The sequence below is a fragment of the Vibrio qingdaonensis genome, assembly GCF_026191675.1.
Lineage (GTDB): Bacteria > Pseudomonadota > Gammaproteobacteria > Enterobacterales > Vibrionaceae > Vibrio > Vibrio qingdaonensis.
Window position 1 is genome coordinate 57671 of sequence record NZ_JAKRRY010000003.1, and the last position, 22416, is coordinate 80086.

Here is a 22416-nt window from a genome sequence, read left to right on the forward strand (position 1 = left end):
ATTAGTAATGACAAATATTATCGATGGTTTGGCGTATCAATACGGCAAACCAAGCAGTACCGCAAAATTTAAAGCACGCAATGAAGATTTTATCGTTAAAGAAGTGCTTGGTTATGAGCTTGCCGGAGAAGGTGAGCACTTTATGGTGCGCATTCGCAAAAGTGGAGAAAATACCAGTTTTGTTGCTAATGAACTTGCTAAGTTGTTTGGCATTAAGTCTAAAGACATCGGTTGGGCGGGGCTTAAAGACCGTCATGCCGTCACTGAGCAATGGCTGAGCATTCATTTACCTAAGAAAAATGTGCCAGATTTTAGCGGTTTTTTAGCAACCTACCCAAGCATTGAAATTATTGACACAACGTGGCACAACAAAAAATTGCGCCCTGGTGACTTAGTGGGCAATGACTTTGAAATTCGACTGACTGAGGTAACCGATCTTGAGTCAGCATTAGCCAGAGCGGAGTCTATTAAGACCTCCGGTGTGCCTAACTACTTTGGGCAGCAACGCTTTGGTCACGAAGGTAACAACGTCGTAGAAGCAAGGCGCTGGGGACGAGATAATGTGCGTACACGAAATCAAAACAAGCGAAGCTTGTATTTGTCTGCGGCACGCTCTTGGATATTTAACCAGATTGTTTCTGATCGTATTGAGCAACAATGCTTAGACCGAGCGTTGCTTGGTGATATTGTGACGGTTGAAGATCAGCAAGTGGTTGTTAGCGAAAGTAACTATGATGAATTGCTGGCGAGTAAGGCGGCGATTACTGGCGCGTTAGCTGGCGATAACGCGTTACCTACTCAAGATGAGGCCCTCGCGCTTGAGCAGCGTCACCTCGATAATGAGCCGGATCTAATGCTGTTGATTAGAGGCAACCGAATGCGCCATGATCGTCGTGATATTAGCTTGGTGCCTCAGCAACTAGACGTCAGCGTTGATGGCGATGCTTTGCAACTGCGCTTTTTCTTAGATTCAGGCAGCTTTGCAACCTCAATTCTGCGAGAGATCGCAGTGTTAGAAGAAGTAGAAAGACAATTTTGATTTAAATGAATAAAACTAAAGCAAGCAAACCCAAAATACTGATCAGCAATGATGATGGTGTTCATGCTGAAGGGATACGCACGTTGGCAAAAGCGCTTCAAGACATAGCCAACGTTGTGATTGTTGCCCCTGATAGAAATCGTTCTGGTGCCTCCAACTCTTTAACTTTGGAGCAGCCGTTGCGAGTTAATGAGATTGAACCCAACGTTTTTTCGGTTCAGGGTACACCGACGGATTGTGTGCACTTTGCGCTTAATGAATTGATGTGCGATGAGATGCCAGACTTGGTGTTGTCGGGTATTAATCACGGCGCCAACCTAGGTGATGATGTACTTTATTCAGGAACGGTTGCGGCGGCAATGGAAGGGCACTTTCTTGGTGTCCAGTCGATGGCATTTAGTCTCGTGGGGCGAGATAACTTTGCTGCAGCGGCGCGAGTAGCGAAACAGTTCGTTGAGCGCCATTTAGCTCAATCCGTTCCGACGAATCGTTTACTCAATATTAATGTTCCCGATAGATCCTTGATTGAATTGGATGAGATGCAAGTGACTCGATTGGGGGCCAGGCATCATGCTGAGAGTATGATCAAGCAAAAAGATCCAAGAGGTCATGATATTTATTGGCTTGGTCCTCCCGGCAAGGAGCAAGATGCTGGGGAAGGAACGGATTTTTACGCGATCGAGCATGGCAAGATATCGGTGACCCCTTTGCAGGTTGACTTAACCGCTCATGATTCAATCTGTGCGATGAAAAAATGGATAGCAGGGAGAGATTAATCAATGAATCCGCAAGCAGCGAGATTAGTTGAATTCTTACAGGGACACGGTATTAAAGATGAGCGCGTATTGCATGCCATTCTTCAGGTGCCACGCGAACAATTTGTATCCCAAGCGATGATTCATCAAGCATACGATAATAACGCCCTGCCAATCGGCAGTGGGCAGACGATCTCCCAACCGTATATTGTCGCAAAAATGACCGAGCTGCTGAGTCTAACGAGAGAGACTAAAGTGCTCGAAATTGGTACTGGTTCAGGTTATCAGACCGCAGTATTAGCACAATTGGTTGAACACGTTTGTTCCGTTGAACGTATTAAAGCGTTGCAATGGGAGGCGAAAAGGCGTTTAAAGCGTTTAGATATTTATAACGTCGCCACCAAACACGGTGATGGGTGGCAAGGGTGGCAAGCGAAAGGGCCTTTCGATGCGATTATCGTGACTGCGGCGGCAGCGTCCGTACCGGATGCCCTATTGTTACAGCTTACAGAGGGCGGACGACTCGTGATCCCGGTTGGGGAGAATGAGCAACAGCTATTAAAAATCACCCGTAAAGGTGAGAGTTTTATAACGGAAGTGATTGAATTGGTGAGGTTTGTTCCTTTGATTGCAGGTGAGCTTGCGTAAATGAGAACGATGTTGAGACGAGCAGTTTGGGTATTATCCCTAACAAGTGTGCTTGCAGGGTGCACGGGGTACTCACGTGCGCCTGTCTCAGATTTGGGAGGAAAGTACGAAAGTGTCTCAAGAGGAAGCTATCGAGGTAGCTTCTACGAGGTACAAAAAGGGGACACCTTGTACTTTATCTCTTACGTCACCAATAAAGATGTTAAGGAACTGATTAGGTTAAATAATTTACAGGCTCCTTATACGATTCATCCTGGCGATCGCCTTAATTTATGGCGAAGTGTGTACTCACCGCCTTCTTATGCTGGTTCCGGTGCGGGTGAAGCCGCAGCCACAACTGCAGCGGCCTCTACGGTATCCCCAAAACCTAAGCCCGTGGCGAAAAAGCCGGCGAGTTCAACAAGTAATAGTGCCCAAAAAACAGTCAATAAGAAGGTTGAACAATCGAAAGCAAAAGAGTATGGTGATTCTAAAGGTAAACAAAATGTTAATAACACAAAACCCAATACGGCAAAGCAAAAAGCGGTAGCGAGTAAACCGAAGACAACCGCACCAGCTGCCACTGCCAAGGTATCAAGTTGGGTTTGGCCGACAAAAGGTCGCGTGATAAAGAACTTTTCTGTAGGGGACCAAGGAAATAAAGGTATCGACATTGCTGGCCAACGAGGACAAGCAATTGTTGCCACTGCAGGAGGAACCGTGGTGTATTCGGGCAACGCACTTAGAGGGTACGGTAACCTAGTTATCGTCAAACATAATGATAGTTACCTCAGTGCTTATGCTCATAACGATCGGTTATTGGTATCGGAAGGACAAAGCGTTAAATCTGGGCAAAAAATCGCAACCATGGGCAGTTCAGGTTCTAACAGTGTCAGATTACACTTTGAAATCCGCTATCAAGGCAAATCAGTGAACCCAAAACGCTATTTGCCGTAACAACGTTCCAATGCTACTTGCATATTAATTGACATGATCAGGATAGGTTAGCGACATAGTTAGGTAGTCATGTTTTGCTAGCTCGCCAGGGGGAGGCGCTATGGGTATCAGCAATGCAGTAACCAAAAATGAAGAATTCAACGTTGAAAACGAATTAGAAGTGGTGGGCAACACACGAACTAATAGTGAAGCAAAAACGAAAAAGGAAGAAAAAGAACAGTTTGACGCCTCAGCCAAAAGCCTAGATGCAACGCAATTGTACTTAGGTGAAATTGGCTTCTCTCCACTGTTAACCGCTGAAGAAGAAGTTCTCTATGCAAGACGCGCACTGAAAGGTGATGAAGCGGCTCGTAAGCGTATGATTGAAAGTAACCTTCGACTCGTTGTTAAAATTTCCCGTCGCTACAGTAATCGTGGGCTTGCACTATTAGACCTTATTGAAGAAGGGAACTTAGGGCTTATTCGCGCGGTAGAAAAATTCGACCCAGAACGTGGTTTCCGTTTCTCAACTTATGCGACGTGGTGGATTCGACAAACGATAGAGCGTGCTTTGATGAACCAAACACGTACCATTCGGTTGCCAATTCATGTAGTGAAAGAGCTGAATATCTATCTGCGTACTGCACGTGAATTGTCGCAAAAGCTCGATCATGAACCCACCGCGGAAGAAATTGCTCATCAGCTCGACAAGCCTGTGAGTGATGTATCTAAAATGCTTCGTCTTAACGAGCGTATTAGCTCGGTCGATACGCCAATTGGCGGTGATGGAGAGAAGGCGTTATTAGATATTATTCCAGATTCTATGCATTCAGACCCAGAAGTATCCACACAAGATGATGATATTAAAGCGTCGCTTATCCACTGGCTTGATGAGCTTAACCCGAAACAAAAAGAAGTATTAGCACGACGTTTTGGATTGTTAGGTTATGAGCCCTCAACGCTAGAAGAGGTGGGTCGGGAGATTTGTCTGACTCGTGAGCGAGTTCGCCAGATTCAGGTGGAAGGTCTACGCCGTCTAAGAGATATTTTGATTAAGCAAGGTCTCAACATGGAGTCGCTATTCAACTTCAATGATGACTAAATGAAGAGATAGAGAAATAAAAAAACCGCCGAAAGGCGGTTTTTTTATTTCATAGAATACTATTTCCAGCCGTTTGGACTTTTACGACGACGTGGAATGATATGCGGAAGAATTAAGCCGAGTAGTAGCCCGATACCCGCCACACCACCACCATACATAAAGTATTTAAGTAGTAGGTCTTCTTTTTGTGTGTCGAGTTTGGCTCTTAGCTCACGAATCTCTGTTTGCGACGTGGTTAACTGATGATTAATGTCTGAGTAGTTTTGTTCTAGCTCAGCAATCTGTTTGTTACGTGCATCTAATGAACTTGCTAAGCCTTCTTGTTCGCTATCTGCCGTTTCACGAGCATTGGCAAGCTGGCTTTTTACTTCTGTTAGTTCTTTTTCAAGACGAGGCAAACGTACCGCCATGCTTTCCTGCGTGGTGACAAACTTAGTTTCAACCCAACCTTTACGTCCACGTGCATCTAGCACCTGAGAAAAGCCAGAGCTGCGGTTGGTCGACAGTAGCTTCACTTTGTCACCAGCATTGATGCTGCCGACGATGCGATATTCGTTGCTTGGTCCAGAGTGGATATAAGTAAATAGTTTGTCGGCAATATAGCGTTCCTGAGCGAATGCGGCAGGTACTACAAACATTGATACTAAGATCATGCTGATCAGTTTTTTCACGATAAGTCCCTTCAGTCTTTCAATGGGGATTAATGATAGTGTGCGTCGACCATTGTCTTACGCGGACACACTCAAATTGTAAACTTTTAAGAATGGGCAAATAGTATGAATTTTCTGTACGTGGTGCAACTAAGAAGGGAGGCTTAGCCTCCCTTTATTTGCATTTGAGTCAAATATGACGTGAGGTTCACATCTCCCTGACTTTATGGTTTGTGTGCGTTAACCAGCAAATGATGCTTGAATTGCGTAAAAGAACACAACAGCAAGTAATGCACCTGCAGGTAGCGTCACAATCCAAGATGCGACGATGTTGCGAACAACACCTAAGTTAAGCGCCCCGATACCACGAGCAAAACCAACACCTAATACCGCACCAACCAAAGTTTGGGTGGTTGAGATTGGCAAGCCAGTACCAGATGCTAGAACAACAGTACACGCGGTTGCTAGTTGCGCGGCAAAGCCTCGGCTTGGCGTTAATTCAGTAATACCAGTCCCCACGGTTGCCATTACTTTATGACCCATGGTCGCAAGACCAACCACGATACCAAAACCACCTAATGGAAGAATCCACCATGCGATAGAGCTCTTTGTGGTAATTTCGCCCATGTGCTCAACAGTAGAGACAACGGCAGAAAGAGGGCCAATCGCATTGGCTACATCGTTAGAGCCGTGTGCAAATGCCATCGCACACGCTGTGATAACCATTAATACGCTGAAGATACCTTCTACGCCACTAAAGCCATGGTCTTCTTCACGGTTAGCAAACTTACGCTGGATGTACAGGTAACCAGATACCATTACAGCAGACGAAACGATCGCCGCCCAGAGCCATGCTTCACCGTTAGAAAGGTGCAAACCAACGTGCTTTAGGCCTTTTTTAATCGTAACTAGTGCGATGACCATTGTAGTAATGAACATATAAACTGGAACGAAACGCTTAGCGTTCAATAGCGGTTTTTCTGTATCAAAAATCAGTCGTTGTGCACTAACAAAAATCAAGTAGGCAAAGAAACCGGAAATAACAGGTGTCACCACCCAGCTACCAACGATACCTTTTACTGAGCCCCAGTCCACCGCTTCTGTACCGACAGAAATACAGGCGAAACCAATGATCGCACCGATAATAGAGTGTGTTGTCGATACCGGCCAACCCATGTATGACGCAAGTAATAGCCATGTACCTGCAGCAAGTAGCGCAGACATCATGCCATAGACTAAAACGTCAGGTTGATGGACAAACAATGAAGTATCGATAACGCCTTTACGGATAGTATCTGTTACTTCACCACCTGCAAGATATGCACCGGCAAATTCGAAGATCATCGCAATGATGATTGCTTGCTTAACTGTTAAAGCTTTAGAGCCAACAGAAGTACCCATTGCATTGGCAACATCATTTGCACCAATACCGATAGCCATTAGGAAACCGAATAAAGCTGCAACAATAATTAGGATAGTGCCGTAGTTTGCAAGAATATCCATTGTAATACCTAGTTTTGTTTCATAACAAGCGGAGCAGTTTTAAGACGCGGGCAACACTTAAGCATTGCATACAGCGCCTAATATCAATTTCGCTCTTTGTTATTTAGTTAACGTATGATTTAAGACCGCGAAAGCATGAGTTCAAGTCGAGCACCAACGCGCTGAGCTTGATCTGCAATGCCACCGATCCATTCAAGAATCTTATAAAGGAACATGATATCAATTGGGTTGTGATCATGTTCAATCGCCATGAGTTGTTGGCGAAGTTGAATCTGCATCGCGTCGGTATCATCTTCGATGATGTCGAGCTGATGAATCATTTCGGCTACAAGTGTTACCTCACGACCTTTAAACCCTGTTTCTAGTAGCTCATCTAACTCATTAATGACTTTTTGAGCTTGATTCGCTGCATCGAGACAACGTTTTACATAGGCGATGAAGTTATCTTGCATCGGGGTAGGGATGACAAGTTGTCGACCGTAAACACGGCCTGCAATGTCTTTTGCTAGGTTGGCAAGTTTGTCTTGCTGTGTCAGTAGCTCAAGCATATCGCTACGATCTACAGGCAAGAACAATCCGCGAGGAAGCTTTAAGCGAATCTCACGCTTTAATACATCCGCCTCTTTCTCTAAGTGAGAAATCTGCGCACGGATCTCGGCTGCTTTCTCCCAATCACCTTGAAAACTGGTTTCAAAGAAATTGACAAGATGTGAGCAACACTCTGTTACGCACACAACGTGGCGTTGCAAAGGTTTAATAGGGGACTTTGCAAATAACCCCATAATTGTATTCACTGGCATGGTTGTCTAACCTAAAAAATATAACCTGAAATAAACATACACCATATCATGGTGAAATGTTAAGCGATGGCTATAAAGGCGCGCATGTTAACCCATTAAAAGTCTGATTTAAACTGTTTTAGATCATGAATTGGGTGATATTTGTCACTTGCCGATTTTGGGAATTGACCATATCCTGTTGTCAGTGTCCTTGAAAGGTATAACTATGGAAACCGAGATAGAACTGAAGTTTTTTGTTTCACCTGATTTTTCAGAAACTTTACGAAATAAAATCTCAGAAACAAAAGTACTTCAGCACAGTTGTCGTGAGTTAGGAAACACTTACTTCGATACACCAGACAACTGGCTGCGCCAACACGATATTGGCCTACGCATTCGCCGATTTGATGATGTCTTTGTACAAACGGTGAAGACATCAGGTCGAGTTGTAGCGGGGCTGCATCAACGTCCAGAATTTAACGCCGAACACACTTCTAATGAACCTGAATTGACTTTACATCCGCTCGACATTTACCCACAAGGTAAAAATGTTGAAACATTGCAGTCAGAACTCATTGCCATCTTTTCAACAGACTTTACCCGTGAGCAGTGGCTGATTGGCATGCCTGACGGTAGTCAAGTCGAAGTGGCGTTTGATCAGGGGCTCGTGTCTTCCGGTGAGCGTAGTTATCCTATTTGTGAAGTAGAACTTGAGCTTAAATCGGGGCAAACCGATGCGTTATTTACGCTGGCTCGTGCATTTTGTGAGTCTGGTGGCATTCGTCTTGGTAATTTAAGCAAAGCGGCGCGTGGCTATCGTTTAGCGCAAGGCTACGAAGGTGACGAAGTGAAACCTCTGGCGCTGGTTGATACGGTTGAATCGGATACGGTTGAAACCTGCTTCATTAATTCCTTAGAACATGCTTTAGAGCATTGGCATTACCACGAACAAATCTATACTGAGCATGAATCGATAGAAGCGCTGCATGAGATTAGCCATTCGATTAGCCTGATTCGCCAAATTCTGACGGTCTATGGTGGCATTGTCCCACGCCGCGCGAGTGCAATAGTGCGTCAAGAGCTGAAGTGGCTTGAAGAAGAGTTAACATGGCTCAAGCGTTATGATCACTTAGAAGGGTTACTGGAAGATAAAGGGCATGTATTAAGAAAGCTTGATGCACGTAAATTCTTAGTATCAGAACTTAAAGACACGCAAGCGGAACTTCCCGATCGAGAAGAAACCTTGAAACTGATTCACTCTGCGCGTTATGCAGGCCTATTACTTGATCTTAGTCGCTGGATTTTATCAAGGGGTTGGCAACCGTTCCTAGATGAAAAAGCTCGTGAAAAAATGCAACAACCGATTAAGCCTTTTGCTGTGAATCAGCTTTCTCGAACTTGGGCTGAATTAGTTGAAGCCTTTCCCGTAGAAAAAATGCTGACGCGTCAAGATTACCTCGAACAGCAATATCGATTAATGCGTAATCTATACTCCGGTGTAGGCTTTGCCATCCTATTCGACGTAGAAGAGCGTAATAGCTTCAGGCTGCCGTGGGCAGACTTACTGCAAGGCATTGATGACCTGTTGATGTTAGAGCTCTTAGAGGCGCTGATTGAGCGCTTAGAAGGCGATGAAAAAGAGCAACTAGGACGTTGGCTTAGTCGTCAAGAAAGCTCGATCTTGCATGCAATGGAGCAAACCAGACAGATTAGTATGGAAGTTGAACCTTACTGGCAGCCATAATTACACATGACACATCAAGGTGTGTCATTAACAGTGATAACCCTGGTATCAGAAAGAGAGGCCCTTAGCGGCCTCTCTTTTTATTTATCTCGACGTTCTAGTTTATGTTCTATTTGATTGATGCGATGCATAATCACCTCTTGTTGATTGAGTATTTTCTGCAATTGGACTTCGGTGTGTTTTGAGCGACGCTCGTCTGAGGAACTCGGAGAAGAAAGCAAAGAGGTGATTAGGCCAGATGTCATACCAAATAGTCCTACGCCACAAATAATGATACCTGCAGCAAGAACCTTCCCAAAAGCGGTGACCGGATAATGATCACCGTAGCCAACGGTCGAGACGGTGACAAACGCCCACCAAACAGCGTCGCCAATATGGGTGATATTCGCGCGCGGATCCGAGCTTTCCGCCAAAAGCATCATCCCTGCCCCTGCGGTAATTAATACGAACAGTACCAGTAGAATCGACACGAGTGTTGTTTCATGTCGATTGCGTGCGAGTTGGTTAAGCATCGCCTCACCAGAGCGGATGACTAAGATAACGCGGAAGATATGAAACAGTCGGGCGAAACGCAGCGGTTCGATGAGCGGGATACTAGCGATAAAATCAATCCAGTGCGTTTTCATATATTGCATACGATCTGTGGAGCGGATCAGATCCACAGTAAGTTGCAGTATAAATAAACTACAGATAATAAAGTCCAGGCCGATAAGAATGGTACGACCGCTTGCATTAATGGGTGCAAAAAGAAGGGCGGATATCACAATTAATGCCATAAATGACAAGAAAAGTGACAATAGACTCAATGGCTTAGTTTCAGTTTTGATATCATCGTCTTTCATACGAGGCTCGAATTAAATAGTTTTATTGCATGCGTGACTTGGCTCGAAGAGAAACACGTTTGTGATTGAGTCATGTTGGCGCCAATGTTAGAGGGATACTCTAACTATATAATAAAGAATGGAGAACGAATAATGACAACACTGGCATTTAAGCCTTGGGAGCGACTCATCACCGATGTTCGACTCGTACCGAAGATGTTGATGTTAATGGTATTTAGTACCTTGCTTCTAATTGGAAAGCAACTTTGGGATGCAAGTACGTTTTACGACTCTCTATTGGCTGCGACACAGAATGTGGCGATAGCGCAAGAGCACTATGAAGCGTATTTAGTGCAGGTGGTTTGGCAAACGGTCGTTATGATCGTGGTGTTCGTTACGTTATTACTCTTCGCCGCTAAAACTATGCTAAAGCAGACTCAATACTTGAACCTTGCCATTAAGCGAATGGCAGACAAAGATCTGACCGTGCCAATTAATATGGACTGCAAGGATGAATATGGCGACGTCGCTAGAGAATTAGAGCGTACCCGAATTCAATTGCAAGATGTCATCAAAACTCAAGTCGTGACGTCTCAGGAATTATCATCATTAACTGAAATTATGACTTTAAGTATGTCTGAAACGAAAGAATCAGCACAAGAGGAGTTCCAGGAAATTGACCAGCTGGCGACAGCCATGAGTGAGATGACCTCAACCGTACAAACGGTCGCTGATCATGCACAAAATGCGTCGCAATTAACTGAGCAGGCGTCAGGACAGGCGGAAACTGGCCAGCGCTTTGTGCAAGGTACAGTGACTAAAATGAATGAGTTATCTAATGATATCTCAGCTTCTGCCGCAGCGGTTAATCAAGTAGAAGAGCGAGTCGAGTCTATTGGTAGTGTGGTTGGTACGATTCAAGGTATTTCTGAGCAGACGAACTTATTGGCATTAAATGCGGCGATTGAAGCGGCGCGTGCCGGTGAGGCAGGGCGAGGTTTTGCTGTGGTTGCTGACGAAGTACGCAATTTAGCACAGCGTACTCAGCAAGCGACGGTCGAAATCCAAGAGATGATTTCTCATCTTCAGTCGAGTGCGAATTCTGCGGTTGAACTAATGGAAAAAAGTGTCGTTGAAGCCGCCGATGGCGTGGAGCTGGTTACCAATGCCGGAAGTGAACTGGATGGTATTGTGAATCAAGTGAATCAGATTAATGATATGAACTTCCAAATCGCGACGGCAGCAGGACAACAAAGCAGCGTTGCGGAAGAGATGAATCAAAACCTCACCAACGTAAGAGAGCTAGTTGAAGCATCGGTTGTCGTGGTTACTGAATTGCTAGAAACGTCAGAAATGATGGAGAGTAACGCCGCAGAGTTAGATGGTAAGATTAAGTCATTCAAAGTTTAAGGATGGCGGTTAGTGCGAGTCACTTGCGCGAACCATCAATAAAAAACGCTCACAATATGTGAGCGTTTTTTTTATTTTTCACTAAGCACTAAGCACTAAGCACTAAGCACTAAGCACTAAGCACTAAGCACTAAGCACTAAGCCGCAGGCTCAGCATCAGGTTCATTACTGCTTTGAGCTAAATCCAGCACCTGATTATCAATTAATCGAGCTTGACCTAGGTAAGCTGACATCAAAATCACCGCCTGAGTGGATTCCTCATTAATGACTTGCAGGCTTTGTGCATCACGGATAAATATCTCATCCGGTTGCAAGTCAGCGGCGCGCAATTGATCGTTCGCGTCCTCAATTATAGAAGCGTAATCATCTCTTCCACCGCGTATCGCACTGCTGATCCAACGCATCGTTTTCGCAAGCACTGGTGCACGTTGGCGTTCATCCATGGTTAGATAGCCGTTACGAGAACTCATGGCAAGACCATCCATCTCACGGACGGTAGGTACACCGATGATTTCAATATTCATCGCAAGATCATTGACCATTTGGCGAATGAGCGCGAGTTGCTGATAATCTTTTTCACCGAAGCAGGCCACATCAGGTTGAACGATGTTGAACAGCTTTGCCACGATAGTGGATACCCCACGGAAGTGACCTGGGCGAGACGCCCCTTCTAGCATCGAAGAGATGCCAGGGACTTCGACAAAGGTCTGCTTATCTAAGCCATGTGGATACATAATCTCAGGTGTCGGCGTGAACACCATGTCCACACCTTCCGCGCTGAGTTTACTCAAGTCCTCTTCTAGAGTTCGAGGGTAATTGTTGAGATCATCAGCGCGCTCAAACTGCATCGGATTGACAAAAATACTTGCCACGACGATATCGGCTTGTTCACGTGCTTTGCTCACTAACGTCAAGTGACCTTCATGAAGGTTACCCATGGTTGGAACAAATGCAATTCGACGCTGCTCACGTTTAAATTGCGCGACTTGTTCTCTTAACTCTGCGATATCAGCAAAAGTATGCATGATTCCCCCTAGGCAATCGTATGTGCGTCATCTGGGAAAGCCGCGCTTTCCACGTCCGCAATATATTTAGCAATCGCAAGACGCATGTCGCCAGTTTCAGCTAAGAAGTCTTTTGAAAATTTAGGCATGTAGTTAGCTGAAATGCCGAACATATCGTGCATCACAAGAATTTGTCCGTCGGTAACATTACCTGCACCAATACCAATAACAGGCACATCGAGCGCTTCAGTAATGCGTTTAGCCAGTTCCTGTGGAACGCATTCTAGTAAGACGATTTGTGCACCAGCTTCTTGCAACGCTAACGCATCACGCACCATTTGGTCGGCATTTTTTTGATCGCGACCTTGTACTTTGTAGCCACCAAAGATATTGACACTTTGAGGGGTGAGGCCTAAGTGTGCACAGACAGGAACCGCTCGTTCAGTCAACATTCGTACCGTGTCGATTAACCATTCACCACCTTCGAGCTTCACCATGTTGGCACCGGCTCGCATTAATTGAGCGGCGTTCTGACAGGCTTGCTCTGGTGTCGCGTAGCTCATAAATGGCATATCCGCCATCAGTAAGCAATTCGGGCTACCTGCGCGAACGCTGCGAGTGTGGTAAGCAATATCTTCAACCGTTACCGGTAAAGTATCGGTTTTGCCTTGTAATACCATGCCCAGAGAATCGCCAACGAGCAATACGGGCATGTTTTGGCTTTCAAATAGCCCTGAAAAGCTAGCATCGTACGCCGTTGATGTAGCAAACTTTCGACCTTCTTGCTTCCACTTGATTAGGTCGTTGATGGTGATTTTTTTCATTATTTTATCCTTATTTGGGCGTTGGCTATGCTTGCCAAACGCTCAGCCCATTACGATCGACTTGCGTAAGCAAGTTCGTGAGCTCAGTCCCATCAGGGAGTTGTAAATTAGGTGTAATTTCAGCAAGCGGATAGAGCACAAACTCTCTCTCTTTCATTCCATAGTGAGGAACGGTTAAACGCTCGGAATCAATCACCTCATTGCCGTAAAGAATAAGATCAAGGTCGAGTGTTCTCGGCCCCCATCGTTCATCTTTACGGACACGCCCTTGCTCTAACTCAATGGCTTGGGTGCAATCAAGCAGCTCAAGCGGCGTTAACTCGGTTTGTATTTTAACAACAGCATTGATGTAGTCAGGTTGATTTGCCGGCCCCATAGGTGTGCTGCTGTAAAGTGACGAGCATTGAATGACCGAACTCTTGGGCAGTGACTTTAGCGCATCCATCGCATCCAAAGCTTGTGCTACGGGATCGGACAGATTACTGCCGATCGCAATATAACAAGTGATCATTGGCTGCTCTTTGGCTTTTTGCTCTTAGGACTACGGCGACGTCGATTCCCCGACTTGGTTGACGCTCCACCTAAATCATTCACCATCGCTTGGCGCATATTGCGGCCTGCGGTTTGGAATGTATTCCACCAACTGGCCAATTCTGCTACTTCACCGCCTTCGATTTCTCCGCGCATTTCTAGGAAATCATAACCAGCGCGGAATTTATTCAATTCCATTAGGCGGTATGCACGTTTACCTGTGCGGCGTGGTAGACGAAGCTGTAACTGCCATATTTCACGAATGGTAGCCGTGTGGCGCCTTGGAATAGCCGTTGATTTAACTTGCTCATCCAAAATGATGTTACTGGCTTCCATTACCGCGTCATAGTCAGACAGGTTTTGACTCGCCATAAGCTTGACGGCATGCTCCATCATCGGATACCAAAGCATGGCGGCAAACATGAATGCTGGATTGACTCGCTTGCCTTCTTCGATGCGCTGATCGGTGGCGTCAAGAACCAGATCTAACATCTGCTCAGTGTTCGATGCATAGTCTGATGTTAAGTGTGGCGCTATGATCGGGAACAGCTGTTGGAATAGGTTGTATTCACGCATCAAGTGATAGGTTTCTAGGCCACAGCCAGCTTGCAGTAGCTTGAGCGACTCTTCATAAAGTCGTGCTGATGGAATATCACGTAACAGTGGCGCTAATTCTTCAATGGGTGCAGCCGTATCTTCTTCGATATCAAAATCGAGTTTTGCGGCAAAGCGGGTAGCACGAAGCATGCGCACCGGATCTTCACGGTAACGCACTTCAGGTTCCCCGATCAGGCGAATAATGCGGTCTTCAAGATCTTCAATACCACCGGCATAATCGTGAATCGAATAGTCACCAATGTTGTAGTACATTGCGTTGATCGAGAAATCACGACGCTCTGCATCTTCATCAATACTGCCGTAGACATTGTCCCGCAGTAGCATGCCATCTTTACTTTGTTGAGAAACGTTCTTCTCTTGTTCTTGATGGTGGCCACGGAACGTCGCGACTTCAATGATATCTCGACCAAACATGATGTGGGCCAGTCTGAAGCGGCGGCCGATTAAACGGCAGTTACGGAATAAGGTTTTAATCTGCTCTGGTGTCGCATTGGTGGCGATGTCAAAGTCTTTTGGTTGTTCGCCAAGCAAGAGATCACGCACACCACCGCCCACAAGATAGGCTTCATAGCCAGCATTGTGTAGTCGATAGAGTACTTTTAGCGCATTATCACTGATTTTCTGACGCGAGACAGTGTGCTCTTCGCGAGAATAGACATGCAGTGCAATGTCACCATAAACCTCGTGAACATTTTTGGAATTTTCAGTTTTATTCATAATCTTAACGCAGTTTAGGTGAGAAAAAATGACGGCTCATCCGTCACGTTTCGTTCCTGTCGCTTGAATTTTGCCGCTTATGATAGCCTAGAGTGCATCATTTGAGAATGGCGGTTTAATCTTGAGCGCATCGGATAGCTGTTGCAAGTGCCAATTTTCCACTCCCCATTTTAGGAGTTCTTCTGGTGTAGAGCCTGCCATATGGTCATCTAAAGAGAAACCAAGAAAACGCATCGCATTCATTAAAGTTGGCACGGGATTGGTTAAATCTATACCGGCAGCATGGTTCTGTTTGGATAGTTTATTGCCGCTATCATCAATAGCAAGGGGTAAGTGCAAGTAACTCACCGGCGTCGCACCGAGTGTTTTGTAGAGACTAATTTGCCGCCCTGTAGGTTCAATTAAATCAGCGCCTCGGACCACTTCGGTTACCCCTTGATAGATATCATCAAGTACAACCGCCAAGTTATAGGCAAAAAGCCCATCTCTACGTTTAATGATAAAGTCTTCGTGCACTAAGCCTGCCGGAATAGTGAGCGAACCGTAGCGTTGGTCATCAAATGCACTAATAGGGTGGGTCACTTTCAAGCGAACCGCCTGGTTGCCTGATGCCATTAAGCCTTTGTGGCGACATGTGCCTTGATAAAAGCCGTGTGTTTCTTTGATCTGTCGGCGAGTACATTCACATAAGTAGGCATCGTCTGATGATAACCATTGATCCACTTGCTGTTGGTACGCCGTTAGACGCGAGCTTTGGTAAAGAACGTCGCCGTCCCAAACTAACTGGTAAGCTTCTAACGTTTTCAGAATGAGGGATGAAGCACCAGCAATTTCACGTGGTGGGTCAATATCCTCAATACGGACGAGCCATCTTCCTGATTGGGCTTTAGCTTGAAAGTAACTGCCTAGTGCGGCAACTAGAGAACCAAAGTGTAAGGGACCCGACGGAGAGGGCGCAAATCGACCTATATACATAACCGACCTATATACATAGTTTGTTATAAAGACAGTGTTTACAAACAACAGTAACAATAAACAATAGTGTAGAGTGTTATTGCGGCATTGATATGATCATCATGAATGATCAAAAAAGGGAGCGTTTGCTCCCTTTTTATCGCTATATTAGCCTTGCATCTGTCGTTCTTTGATTTCTGCAAGTGTCTTACAGTCGATACATAAATCGGCAGTAGGACGGGCTTCTAAGCGGCGAATACCGATTTCAACACCACAAGATTCGCAGAAGCCAAAGTCGTCTTCTTCAATCTTGTTAAGCGTTTTCTCGATTTTCTTAATCAAGCGACGTTCACGGTCACGGTTACGCAACTCTAAGCTGAACTCTTCCTCTTGAGATGCACGGTCAACCGGATCAGGGAAATTAGCCGCTTCGTCTTGCATGTGGTGCACAGTACGATCAACTTCTTCCCTAAGTTGGTTGCGCCAAGCGCCTAAGATTTTTCTAAAATGATCCATTTGAGCTGGTGACATGTACTCTTCACCGGCTTTTTCCTGGTAAGGATCAACCCCTGCAATGGCTAGGATGCCTAGCGCTTTTTTCTTTGATTCTGGCATACAGCATCTCCTACTTAAACCTAGTCAACTGCGCGAACAGTTAATTTTAAGGCGGGTATCTATAGCAAAAAGAAATGCTTGTGGCAAACGATGTTTGTTAAAGTTCTTATCATTGTGAACGTGTCATCACTTTTGTTCGTAATTGACCCGAGATAAGAGCGTCATATCATTATCTGAAAATGATGCTTTATAACAAAGTACTTCAACCCCAGCTTTCCTTGCTTGCTCAAGTAATTGTGAATATTTCGCATCTATATGGTGTGCGGCAAAGACTTTTTCAATGCCTGAATGCAAAATAGCGAATAATAATACGGCTCTGCTTCCAGATTGAGCCATTTCCGTGAGCTCTCTGAGATGTTTTTGACCTCTTGTCGTTTGAGCATCTGGAAAATACCCTTGTCCTGATTCTTCTAGCAGTGTGACACTCTTTACTTCAATGTAGCAATCGACCCGCTCACTGTCTTGCAACAAAATATCGATCCTGCTGTTTTCTTGACCGTATTTCACTTCAGTGCGCAGCGTTTGGTAACCTTTTAGCTCTTCAATCACATTATTTTTAATGGCTTCTACGGCTAATGTGTTGGCTCTGGCCGTATTTACACAAATCATGTCACCGCTATCAGTTTGGGTTAACTCCCAACTATTTGGGTATTTTCTTTTCGGATTATCTGAGGTGGAGTACCAAACGGTCGAGCCTGGGACGGCACAGCCAGTCATTGCGCCCGTGTTCGCGCAGTGAATGGTGACCTCGTCTCCGGATGCGGTGGTGATATCTGCGAGGAAGCGTTTATATCGTTTAATGAGCTTTCCTGATTCTAAAGGTGGATCGAAGTGCATTTCATGGCCATTTTTTATTAGAATGAGAGCTCACATTACAGCACAAGGCTTTTCCGTTGTCACAACTCCCTATTAAAGACGTGTTATCTGAGTTATTTGAGGCGATTGAAAACTCAAACCAAGTGATTTTGAAGGCGCCAACAGGGGCGGGGAAATCAACGTACTTTCCGTTGCAGCTTCTTCGTCATCTGCCTGTCGATGGAAAAATTATCATGCTAGAGCCGCGCCGCATTGCCGCCAGAAATATTGCGATGTATTTAGCACAACAATTATCAGAGCCTGTTGGGGAGTCGGTGGGCTATCGGGTGCGTGGTGAAAGTAAAGTCAGTAAAGATACACGGCTTGAAATTGTCACAGAAGGCGTATTGACTCGAATGCTACAAGACGATCCTGAGCTTAACGGGATTGGCGCAATCATATTTGATGAATTTCATGAAAGAAGCTTGCATGCTGATACCGCGCTAGCTTTTACCCTAGAAGTACAAGAAGCGCTGCGAGATGATCTCAAGCTCATACTGATGTCAGCGACATTGGATGGCGATGATCTTAAGCGTGTTTTACCCCAAGCACGTTATGTTGAGTCTCAAGGCCGATCCTTTCCCGTTGAGGTTGCCTATCGGCCAATAGGGGTGAATGACAACTTGCCTCAAGCCATGTGTCAGCAGATCCTATCAGCGATGTCTCATCACTCAGGGTCGTTGTTGGCTTTTTTACCTGGCGTAGGGGCAATAAAACGGACTGAGGAGTTGTTAACACAATCACAAAGCTTATCGGAATCACAAAGTTTGACGCAATTACAAAGTGGCTATGACATTTGTCCGCTTTATGGCCAGTTAGACTTTAAAGCCCAGCAACGGGCGATTCAACCAGCAGCGTCTGGCCAGCGAAAAATTGTGCTTGCGACCAATATTGCTGAGACTTCACTAACGATCGAGGGCATTCGGATTGTATTAGATTCTGGTTTAGAGAATCAGGCGACCTTTGATTTAAAAACTGGCGTTACCAAACTAGCACAAGGACGCATTGCGCAATCTTCAGCGATTCAGCGCAGTGGGCGAGCGGGACGCCTTGAGCCCGGAGTTTGTGTTCGTTTATATAGTGAGAGTCAGTTTAATCAGCAGCCGCAGCAAAGTACGCCGGAAATATTACGCAGCGACTTAGCGGCCTTGATGTTAGAGCTGCTTAAGTGGGGATGCCAAGATGTGACGATGTTAAGGTGGCTAGATACACCGAAAGAGACACATATTGAGCAGGCTAAAGCGCTATTAAAGCAACTGCAGTTGCTTGATGCTTCATCGCAATTGACGCCTTTGGGGCAGCGCGCTCATACACTTGGCGTTGAGCCTCGCCTTGCCAGTTTGCTACTGCAAGCCCAGCCATTAGGTGCCGTCGAGCTAACCACGGCTATTGCGTTGTGCTGTTTAATTGAAGAGCCAGAAAGGGGACATATTGACTTAAGGTATGCGTTACATCGCTGGCAGACGGGGCAGCATACTCGTAGTGCTGCTCTAATGCTTCGAGCTAAATCGATAGCTCAGAAGCTCAAGTATCGGTTTATCTTGAAAGAGAGTGATGAGTCATTGCTCGGGATACTTGCAGCCTTAGGTTACCCAGATAGAATTGCGGCGAAACGCTCGGGAAATTCGGGGCAGTTCTTATTGGCCAACGGTCACGGTGTGCAAATTGACGATCATGACAAGCTTGCAGATGAAGAATACCTTGTTGTTTTGGATGTGCTTAATACCGGGCGAGGTGCTAGTCAGATCTTTAAAGCTCTCAGCGTAGATATCCCTAGCCTTGAACACATAGCGCCGCAGTTAATTGAAAACAAACAGCGTCTGGAATGGGATGATAAGCGAGGGGCATTGACGGCCAGTGAAGTGACACAGCTTGGCGCAATTATCTTGAAGCAAAAAATCATTCCTATCCCAGACGATGCCGATGTCAGTGGGGCATTATTGGCGACCGTTCGCCGTCACGGCGTATCGGTACTCAACTGGACACCCTCTGCGAATGAATACGTCACTCGGGTAGAGTGTGCACGAGATTGGCTTGATGTCCCTCAATGGCCGGATATGTCTCAGGCCGCATTATTGACCCACTTAGAGCAGTGGTTGCTGCCTTTTATGCATGGCATTTCATCCATGAAGGGGCTAAAAGCGCTCAATCTTATGCCTGCACTCGAGGCGTACTTAGGATGGGAGGCGTTAAAAGTGTTGAATGATGCTTTACCGACGCATCTTGTGGTGCCAACAGGTGCGAAGAAAAAAATTCGTTATCAAGTGGGACAAGCGCCTATGTTGTCGGTCAAGCTTCAGGAAATGTTTGGTGAGCAAGCTTCACCATTGATAGCAAATGGTCGCCAAGCGATAGTGCTGGAGTTACTCTCTCCAGCACAAAGACCGTTACAAATTACCCAAGACCTTGCCGCATTTTGGCAAGGCGCATACAAAGACGTTCAAAAAGAGATGAAAGGACGTTATCCCAAACACCCATGGCCGGATGATCCAATGAATCATCAGGCAACGCACAAAACCAAAAGACAGTTGAACTCATGATAGAAGTTAGAAAGTTGGCGGCGACCGGTAAAAAAACAACAACCAAGAAAACCACCAAAACCGCAGCAAAACCGAGAGCAAAAAGTGCGCCTAAGAAACGTAAGACTGCCAAAAAGAAAGGGCGCTCAACGCTTGGAAAACGACTGTTCTCGATTGGCTGGAAATTGGCATTAGTTGGCGGGGTGGCGCTTGCTGCAGTCGGCTTTTATCTCGATCAGGTGGTGAAAGAGCGTTTTGAAGGGCAGCTGTTTGATTTACCGACCGTTGTTTATGCGCGTGTGCTTAATTTGTCGACAGGCGATGCGATTGAGATTCAGCAGCTACGTAATGAACTGGATGTGCTTGGCTATCGTAAGGTGAATCAGCCTCGTAACCCAGGAGAGTACTCTTCATCATCAACGAAGATTGAGTTGATTCGCCGTCCATTTGAGTTTGCTGACGGCCCTGAGCCTGATCGTCATGTCATGTTGTACTTTGAAGGTAATGAATTAGTACGGATTCAGTCATTAGAGAAAAAAGGTAACCTTGGCTTTCTCCGTATTGAACCCAAAATGTTGGGGATGCTAGAGAAGAATGCTGATGAGCAGCGGTTATTCTTACGTCGTGACCAGTTTCCGGAAATCATGATAGATGCGTTGCTCGCCACGGAAGATAGAGACTTCTATCAGCATGATGGTGTGTCACCTACTGCGATCGCTCGTGCATTTTTTGCCAATATACGCGCGGGAAGAACCGTACAAGGGGGAAGCACCCTGACGCAACAACTGGCGAAAAACCTTTTCCTGACTAGTGAGCGTACGTTGTGGCGTAAGCTACGTGAAGTGTATATCGCGTTAATACTGGATTACCGTTATAGCAAGGATCAAATCTTAGAAGCCTATCTCAACGAAGTCTATTTAGGGCAAAGCCGAGGGGAGGCGATTCATGGTTTCGGCCTTGCTGCTCGTTTGTATTTTGGTCAGCCGTTGCAAGAGCTGCGTATTGATCAATTAGCCTTGCTTGTTGGCATGGTGAAAGGCCCCTCTTATTACAATCCCATTCGTCATCCTGAGCGTTCAAAGCAGCGTCGGGATTTGGTGTTGCGCTTGATGATGGATCAAAGCCTGTTAACCGGGCGTGAGTTTGAAATGGCGGCGAGCCGCGATCTCGACTTGCAAAAGAATCCGCAGATTGCCAGTCGTCAACCGGCTTACTTTCAACAGCTAAAACGAGAATTAAACCAAAAGCTTGGCAATCAGATTAACGCTAAAGGTGGGGTGCGTATTTATACCTCTCTGGATCCGGTTTCGCAGGACCAACTAGAGAAAGCGATCGCGAAACGGCTGCCACAGCTAGAGAAAACGTCTGGCAAAGGGTTGGAAGCTGCGGCGATTGCCGTGGATCGTAATAGCGGTGAAATTCGTGCAATGGTCGGCGGAAAACGCACTGGCTACAGTGGTTTTAACCGAGCGCTGAACGCGAGTCGTCCTATTGGTTCTCTTGTCAAACCTGCCGTGTATTTAACGGCGTTAGAGCAGCCAGATAGGTTTGATTTGGCAACGACACTTGATGATGAACCACTGACCTTGAAGGGCAGTAAAGGCAATGTGTGGCAGCCGAGAAACTACGATCGAAAATTTCGTGGTGACGTGCCATTGTATGAGGCGCTTGCTAAGTCTCTGAACGTTCCTACTGTTCGTTTAGGGATGTCGCTGGGGATTAAAAACGTATCAAGCACTCTTGTGCGCCTAGGGGTCGATGCTAGCGAGATAAGACCAGTGCCATCGATGTTTTTAGGCGCGATTTCATTAACGCCTTACCAGGTGGCGCAGATGTATCAAACGTTATCAAATTCTGGTCGACAGGCTAATTTGTCAGCGTTACGTTCCGTGGTCAGTGTCGATGGTGATGTGCTGTACCAGTCTTTACCTAAAGCGACTCAAAAAGTGCCGCAACAGGCGGCTTGGCTGACCACCTACGCGATGAAAAAAGGCGTGCTTGAAGGGACGGGTCGATACTTAAATAGCCTGTTTCCTCACGCGGCATTAGCGGGGAAAACGGGTACCAGTAATGATACGCGAGATAGCTGGTTTGTCGGGGTAGACGGCCGCGAAGTGACCACAATATGGGTGGGTCGGGATGATAACAAATCGACCAAGTTAACTGGCTCAAGTGGCGCACTTCGTGTGTATTCCGATTACTTAGCCGCTCGCGTGCCGGAGCAGCTTATTTTGCCGTGGCCAAAAAATATCACGATGATTGGTTTCAATAAAACCACCAATGGTTCACTACAGCTCGATTGCGGCAATGCATTTGAGTTACCCGTCTGGGATGAATCGGGGAAATTGAAGGCATCGTGTGACAACCAACCCAAACAGTGGATAAAGAACCTGTTTGATTGGTAATTGTCACT

20 protein-coding genes are annotated in these 22416 nt (G+C 45.9%); 9 read left to right on the forward strand and 11 right to left on the reverse strand.

Features of this window, described 5'->3' with window-relative positions:
- The first annotated feature begins 7 nt into the window (after positions 1 to 7).
- The 5 genes from truD to rpoS all read left to right on the forward strand — a co-directional run bounded on the left by truD (position 8) and on the right by rpoS (position 4459).
- Positions 8 to 1039, forward strand: coding sequence for a tRNA pseudouridine(13) synthase TruD (gene truD, locus MD535_RS03930; RefSeq protein WP_265673635.1), 1032 nt, complete (start codon positions 8 to 10; stop codon positions 1037 to 1039).
- 5 nt (positions 1040 to 1044) lie between these two features.
- Complete coding sequence (gene surE, locus MD535_RS03935) at positions 1045 to 1815, forward strand: 5'/3'-nucleotidase SurE (RefSeq protein WP_265673636.1); 771 nt, start codon at positions 1045 to 1047, stop codon at positions 1813 to 1815.
- Between the two features lie 3 nt (positions 1816 to 1818).
- Entirely contained in the window at positions 1819 to 2442 is a 624-nt protein-coding gene (locus MD535_RS03940; RefSeq protein ID WP_265673637.1) for a protein-L-isoaspartate(D-aspartate) O-methyltransferase, read from the forward strand.
- Positions 2443 to 3378, forward strand: coding sequence for a murein hydrolase activator NlpD (gene nlpD, locus MD535_RS03945; protein WP_265673638.1), 936 nt, complete (start codon positions 2443 to 2445; stop codon positions 3376 to 3378).
- A gap of 100 nt (positions 3379 to 3478) precedes the next feature.
- Positions 3479 to 4459, forward strand: coding sequence for an RNA polymerase sigma factor RpoS (gene rpoS / locus MD535_RS03950; protein WP_265673639.1), 981 nt, complete (start codon positions 3479 to 3481; stop codon positions 4457 to 4459).
- Between the two features lie 59 nt (positions 4460 to 4518).
- Here rpoS and MD535_RS03955 read toward each other — a convergent pair whose 3' ends face one another.
- The 3 genes from MD535_RS03955 to MD535_RS03965 form a co-directional block, all read right to left on the reverse strand.
- Positions 4519 to 5130: a TIGR04211 family SH3 domain-containing protein gene (locus MD535_RS03955; protein WP_265673640.1), complete on the reverse strand. Its 612-nt coding sequence runs from the start codon at positions 5128 to 5130 to the stop codon at positions 4519 to 4521.
- Between the two features lie 219 nt (positions 5131 to 5349).
- On the reverse strand, positions 5350 to 6612 hold the full coding sequence (locus MD535_RS03960) for an inorganic phosphate transporter (RefSeq protein ID WP_265673641.1): 1263 nt from the start codon (positions 6610 to 6612) through the stop codon (positions 5350 to 5352).
- A 119-nt stretch (positions 6613 to 6731) separates the two neighbouring features.
- Positions 6732 to 7412, reverse strand: coding sequence for a TIGR00153 family protein (locus tag MD535_RS03965; RefSeq protein WP_250615784.1), 681 nt, complete (start codon positions 7410 to 7412; stop codon positions 6732 to 6734).
- A gap of 205 nt (positions 7413 to 7617) precedes the next feature.
- Here MD535_RS03965 and MD535_RS03970 point away from each other — a divergent pair, with 205 nt between their 5' ends.
- Entirely contained in the window at positions 7618 to 9135 is a 1518-nt protein-coding gene (locus MD535_RS03970) for a CYTH and CHAD domain-containing protein (RefSeq protein ID WP_265673642.1), read from the forward strand.
- Positions 9136 to 9215: 80 nt separating this feature from the next.
- On the opposite strand, the gene MD535_RS03975 is transcribed toward MD535_RS03970, so the two are convergent.
- The gene (locus tag MD535_RS03975) at positions 9216 to 9977 is read right to left on the reverse strand and encodes an ion transporter (RefSeq protein ID WP_265673643.1); all 762 of its coding nucleotides are present in this window, start codon (positions 9975 to 9977) and stop codon (positions 9216 to 9218) included.
- Between the two features lie 132 nt (positions 9978 to 10109).
- On the opposite strand from MD535_RS03975, the gene MD535_RS03980 reads away from it, so the two are divergent.
- Complete coding sequence (locus tag MD535_RS03980) at positions 10110 to 11366, forward strand: methyl-accepting chemotaxis protein (RefSeq protein WP_265673644.1); 1257 nt, start codon at positions 10110 to 10112, stop codon at positions 11364 to 11366.
- Between the two features lie 137 nt (positions 11367 to 11503).
- Here MD535_RS03980 and panC read toward each other — a convergent pair whose 3' ends face one another.
- From panC to sfsA, 7 genes are all read right to left on the reverse strand, one after another.
- Positions 11504 to 12391 (reverse strand): pantoate--beta-alanine ligase, encoded by an 888-nt coding sequence (gene panC / locus MD535_RS03985; protein WP_265673645.1) that lies wholly within the window; start codon positions 12389 to 12391, stop codon positions 11504 to 11506.
- Positions 12392 to 12399: 8 nt separating this feature from the next.
- On the reverse strand, positions 12400 to 13194 hold the full coding sequence (panB, locus tag MD535_RS03990; RefSeq protein ID WP_265673646.1) for a 3-methyl-2-oxobutanoate hydroxymethyltransferase: 795 nt from the start codon (positions 13192 to 13194) through the stop codon (positions 12400 to 12402).
- 25 nt (positions 13195 to 13219) lie between these two features.
- Entirely contained in the window at positions 13220 to 13705 is a 486-nt protein-coding gene (gene folK / locus MD535_RS03995; protein ID WP_265673647.1) for a 2-amino-4-hydroxy-6-hydroxymethyldihydropteridine diphosphokinase, read from the reverse strand.
- On the reverse strand, positions 13702 to 15060 hold the full coding sequence (pcnB, locus tag MD535_RS04000; RefSeq protein ID WP_265673648.1) for a polynucleotide adenylyltransferase PcnB: 1359 nt from the start codon (positions 15058 to 15060) through the stop codon (positions 13702 to 13704). The genes folK and pcnB overlap by 4 nt, the downstream gene beginning before the upstream one ends.
- An 87-nt stretch (positions 15061 to 15147) precedes the next feature.
- Positions 15148 to 16035 (reverse strand): tRNA glutamyl-Q(34) synthetase GluQRS, encoded by an 888-nt coding sequence (gene gluQRS, locus MD535_RS04005; RefSeq protein ID WP_265673649.1) that lies wholly within the window; start codon positions 16033 to 16035, stop codon positions 15148 to 15150.
- Positions 16036 to 16182: 147 nt separating this feature from the next.
- The gene (gene dksA / locus MD535_RS04010; RefSeq protein ID WP_250615776.1) at positions 16183 to 16629 is read right to left on the reverse strand and encodes an RNA polymerase-binding protein DksA; all 447 of its coding nucleotides are present in this window, start codon (positions 16627 to 16629) and stop codon (positions 16183 to 16185) included.
- Positions 16630 to 16755: 126 nt separating this feature from the next.
- Positions 16756 to 17466: a DNA/RNA nuclease SfsA gene (gene sfsA / locus MD535_RS04015; protein ID WP_265673650.1), complete on the reverse strand. Its 711-nt coding sequence runs from the start codon at positions 17464 to 17466 to the stop codon at positions 16756 to 16758.
- 56 nt (positions 17467 to 17522) lie between these two features.
- Here sfsA and hrpB point away from each other — a divergent pair, with 56 nt between their 5' ends.
- Positions 17523 to 20024, forward strand: a complete 2502-nt coding sequence (gene hrpB / locus MD535_RS04020) for an ATP-dependent helicase HrpB (RefSeq protein WP_265673651.1) — start codon at positions 17523 to 17525, stop codon at positions 20022 to 20024.
- Complete coding sequence (gene mrcB / locus MD535_RS04025; protein WP_265673652.1) at positions 20021 to 22408, forward strand: penicillin-binding protein 1B; 2388 nt, start codon at positions 20021 to 20023, stop codon at positions 22406 to 22408. Before hrpB ends, mrcB begins: the two co-directional genes overlap by 4 nt.
- Positions 22409 to 22416: the final 8 nt, after the last annotated feature.

Bases quoted from the DNA above. Each gene is read 5' to 3' on its own strand.
- truD (WP_265673635.1), top strand. From the start codon at position 8: ATGACAAATATTATCGATGGTTTGGCGTATCAATACGGCAAACCAAGC.
- surE (WP_265673636.1), top strand. From the start codon at position 1,045: ATGAATAAAACTAAAGCAAGCAAACCCAAAATACTGATCAGCAATGAT.
- MD535_RS03940 (WP_265673637.1), top strand. From the start codon at position 1,819: ATGAATCCGCAAGCAGCGAGATTAGTTGAATTCTTACAGGGACACGGT.
- nlpD (WP_265673638.1), top strand. From the start codon at position 2,443: ATGAGAACGATGTTGAGACGAGCAGTTTGGGTATTATCCCTAACAAGT.
- rpoS (WP_265673639.1), top strand. From the start codon at position 3,479: ATGGGTATCAGCAATGCAGTAACCAAAAATGAAGAATTCAACGTTGAA.
- MD535_RS03960 (WP_265673641.1), bottom strand. From the start codon at position 6,612: ATGGATATTCTTGCAAACTACGGCACTATCCTAATTATTGTTGCAGCT.
- MD535_RS03965 (WP_250615784.1), bottom strand. From the start codon at position 7,412: ATGCCAGTGAATACAATTATGGGGTTATTTGCAAAGTCCCCTATTAAA.
- MD535_RS03970 (WP_265673642.1), top strand. From the start codon at position 7,618: ATGGAAACCGAGATAGAACTGAAGTTTTTTGTTTCACCTGATTTTTCA.
- MD535_RS03975 (WP_265673643.1), bottom strand. From the start codon at position 9,977: ATGAAAGACGATGATATCAAAACTGAAACTAAGCCATTGAGTCTATTG.
- MD535_RS03980 (WP_265673644.1), top strand. From the start codon at position 10,110: ATGACAACACTGGCATTTAAGCCTTGGGAGCGACTCATCACCGATGTT.
- panC (WP_265673645.1), bottom strand. From the start codon at position 12,391: ATGCATACTTTTGCTGATATCGCAGAGTTAAGAGAACAAGTCGCGCAA.
- panB (WP_265673646.1), bottom strand. From the start codon at position 13,194: ATGAAAAAAATCACCATCAACGACCTAATCAAGTGGAAGCAAGAAGGT.
- folK (WP_265673647.1), bottom strand. From the start codon at position 13,705: ATGATCACTTGTTATATTGCGATCGGCAGTAATCTGTCCGATCCCGTA.
- pcnB (WP_265673648.1), bottom strand. From the start codon at position 15,060: ATGAATAAAACTGAAAATTCCAAAAATGTTCACGAGGTTTATGGTGAC.
- gluQRS (WP_265673649.1), bottom strand. From the start codon at position 16,035: ATGTATATAGGTCGATTTGCGCCCTCTCCGTCGGGTCCCTTACACTTT.
- dksA (WP_250615776.1), bottom strand. From the start codon at position 16,629: ATGCCAGAATCAAAGAAAAAAGCGCTAGGCATCCTAGCCATTGCAGGG.
- sfsA (WP_265673650.1), bottom strand. From the start codon at position 17,466: ATGCACTTCGATCCACCTTTAGAATCAGGAAAGCTCATTAAACGATAT.
- mrcB (WP_265673652.1), top strand. From the start codon at position 20,021: ATGATAGAAGTTAGAAAGTTGGCGGCGACCGGTAAAAAAACAACAACC.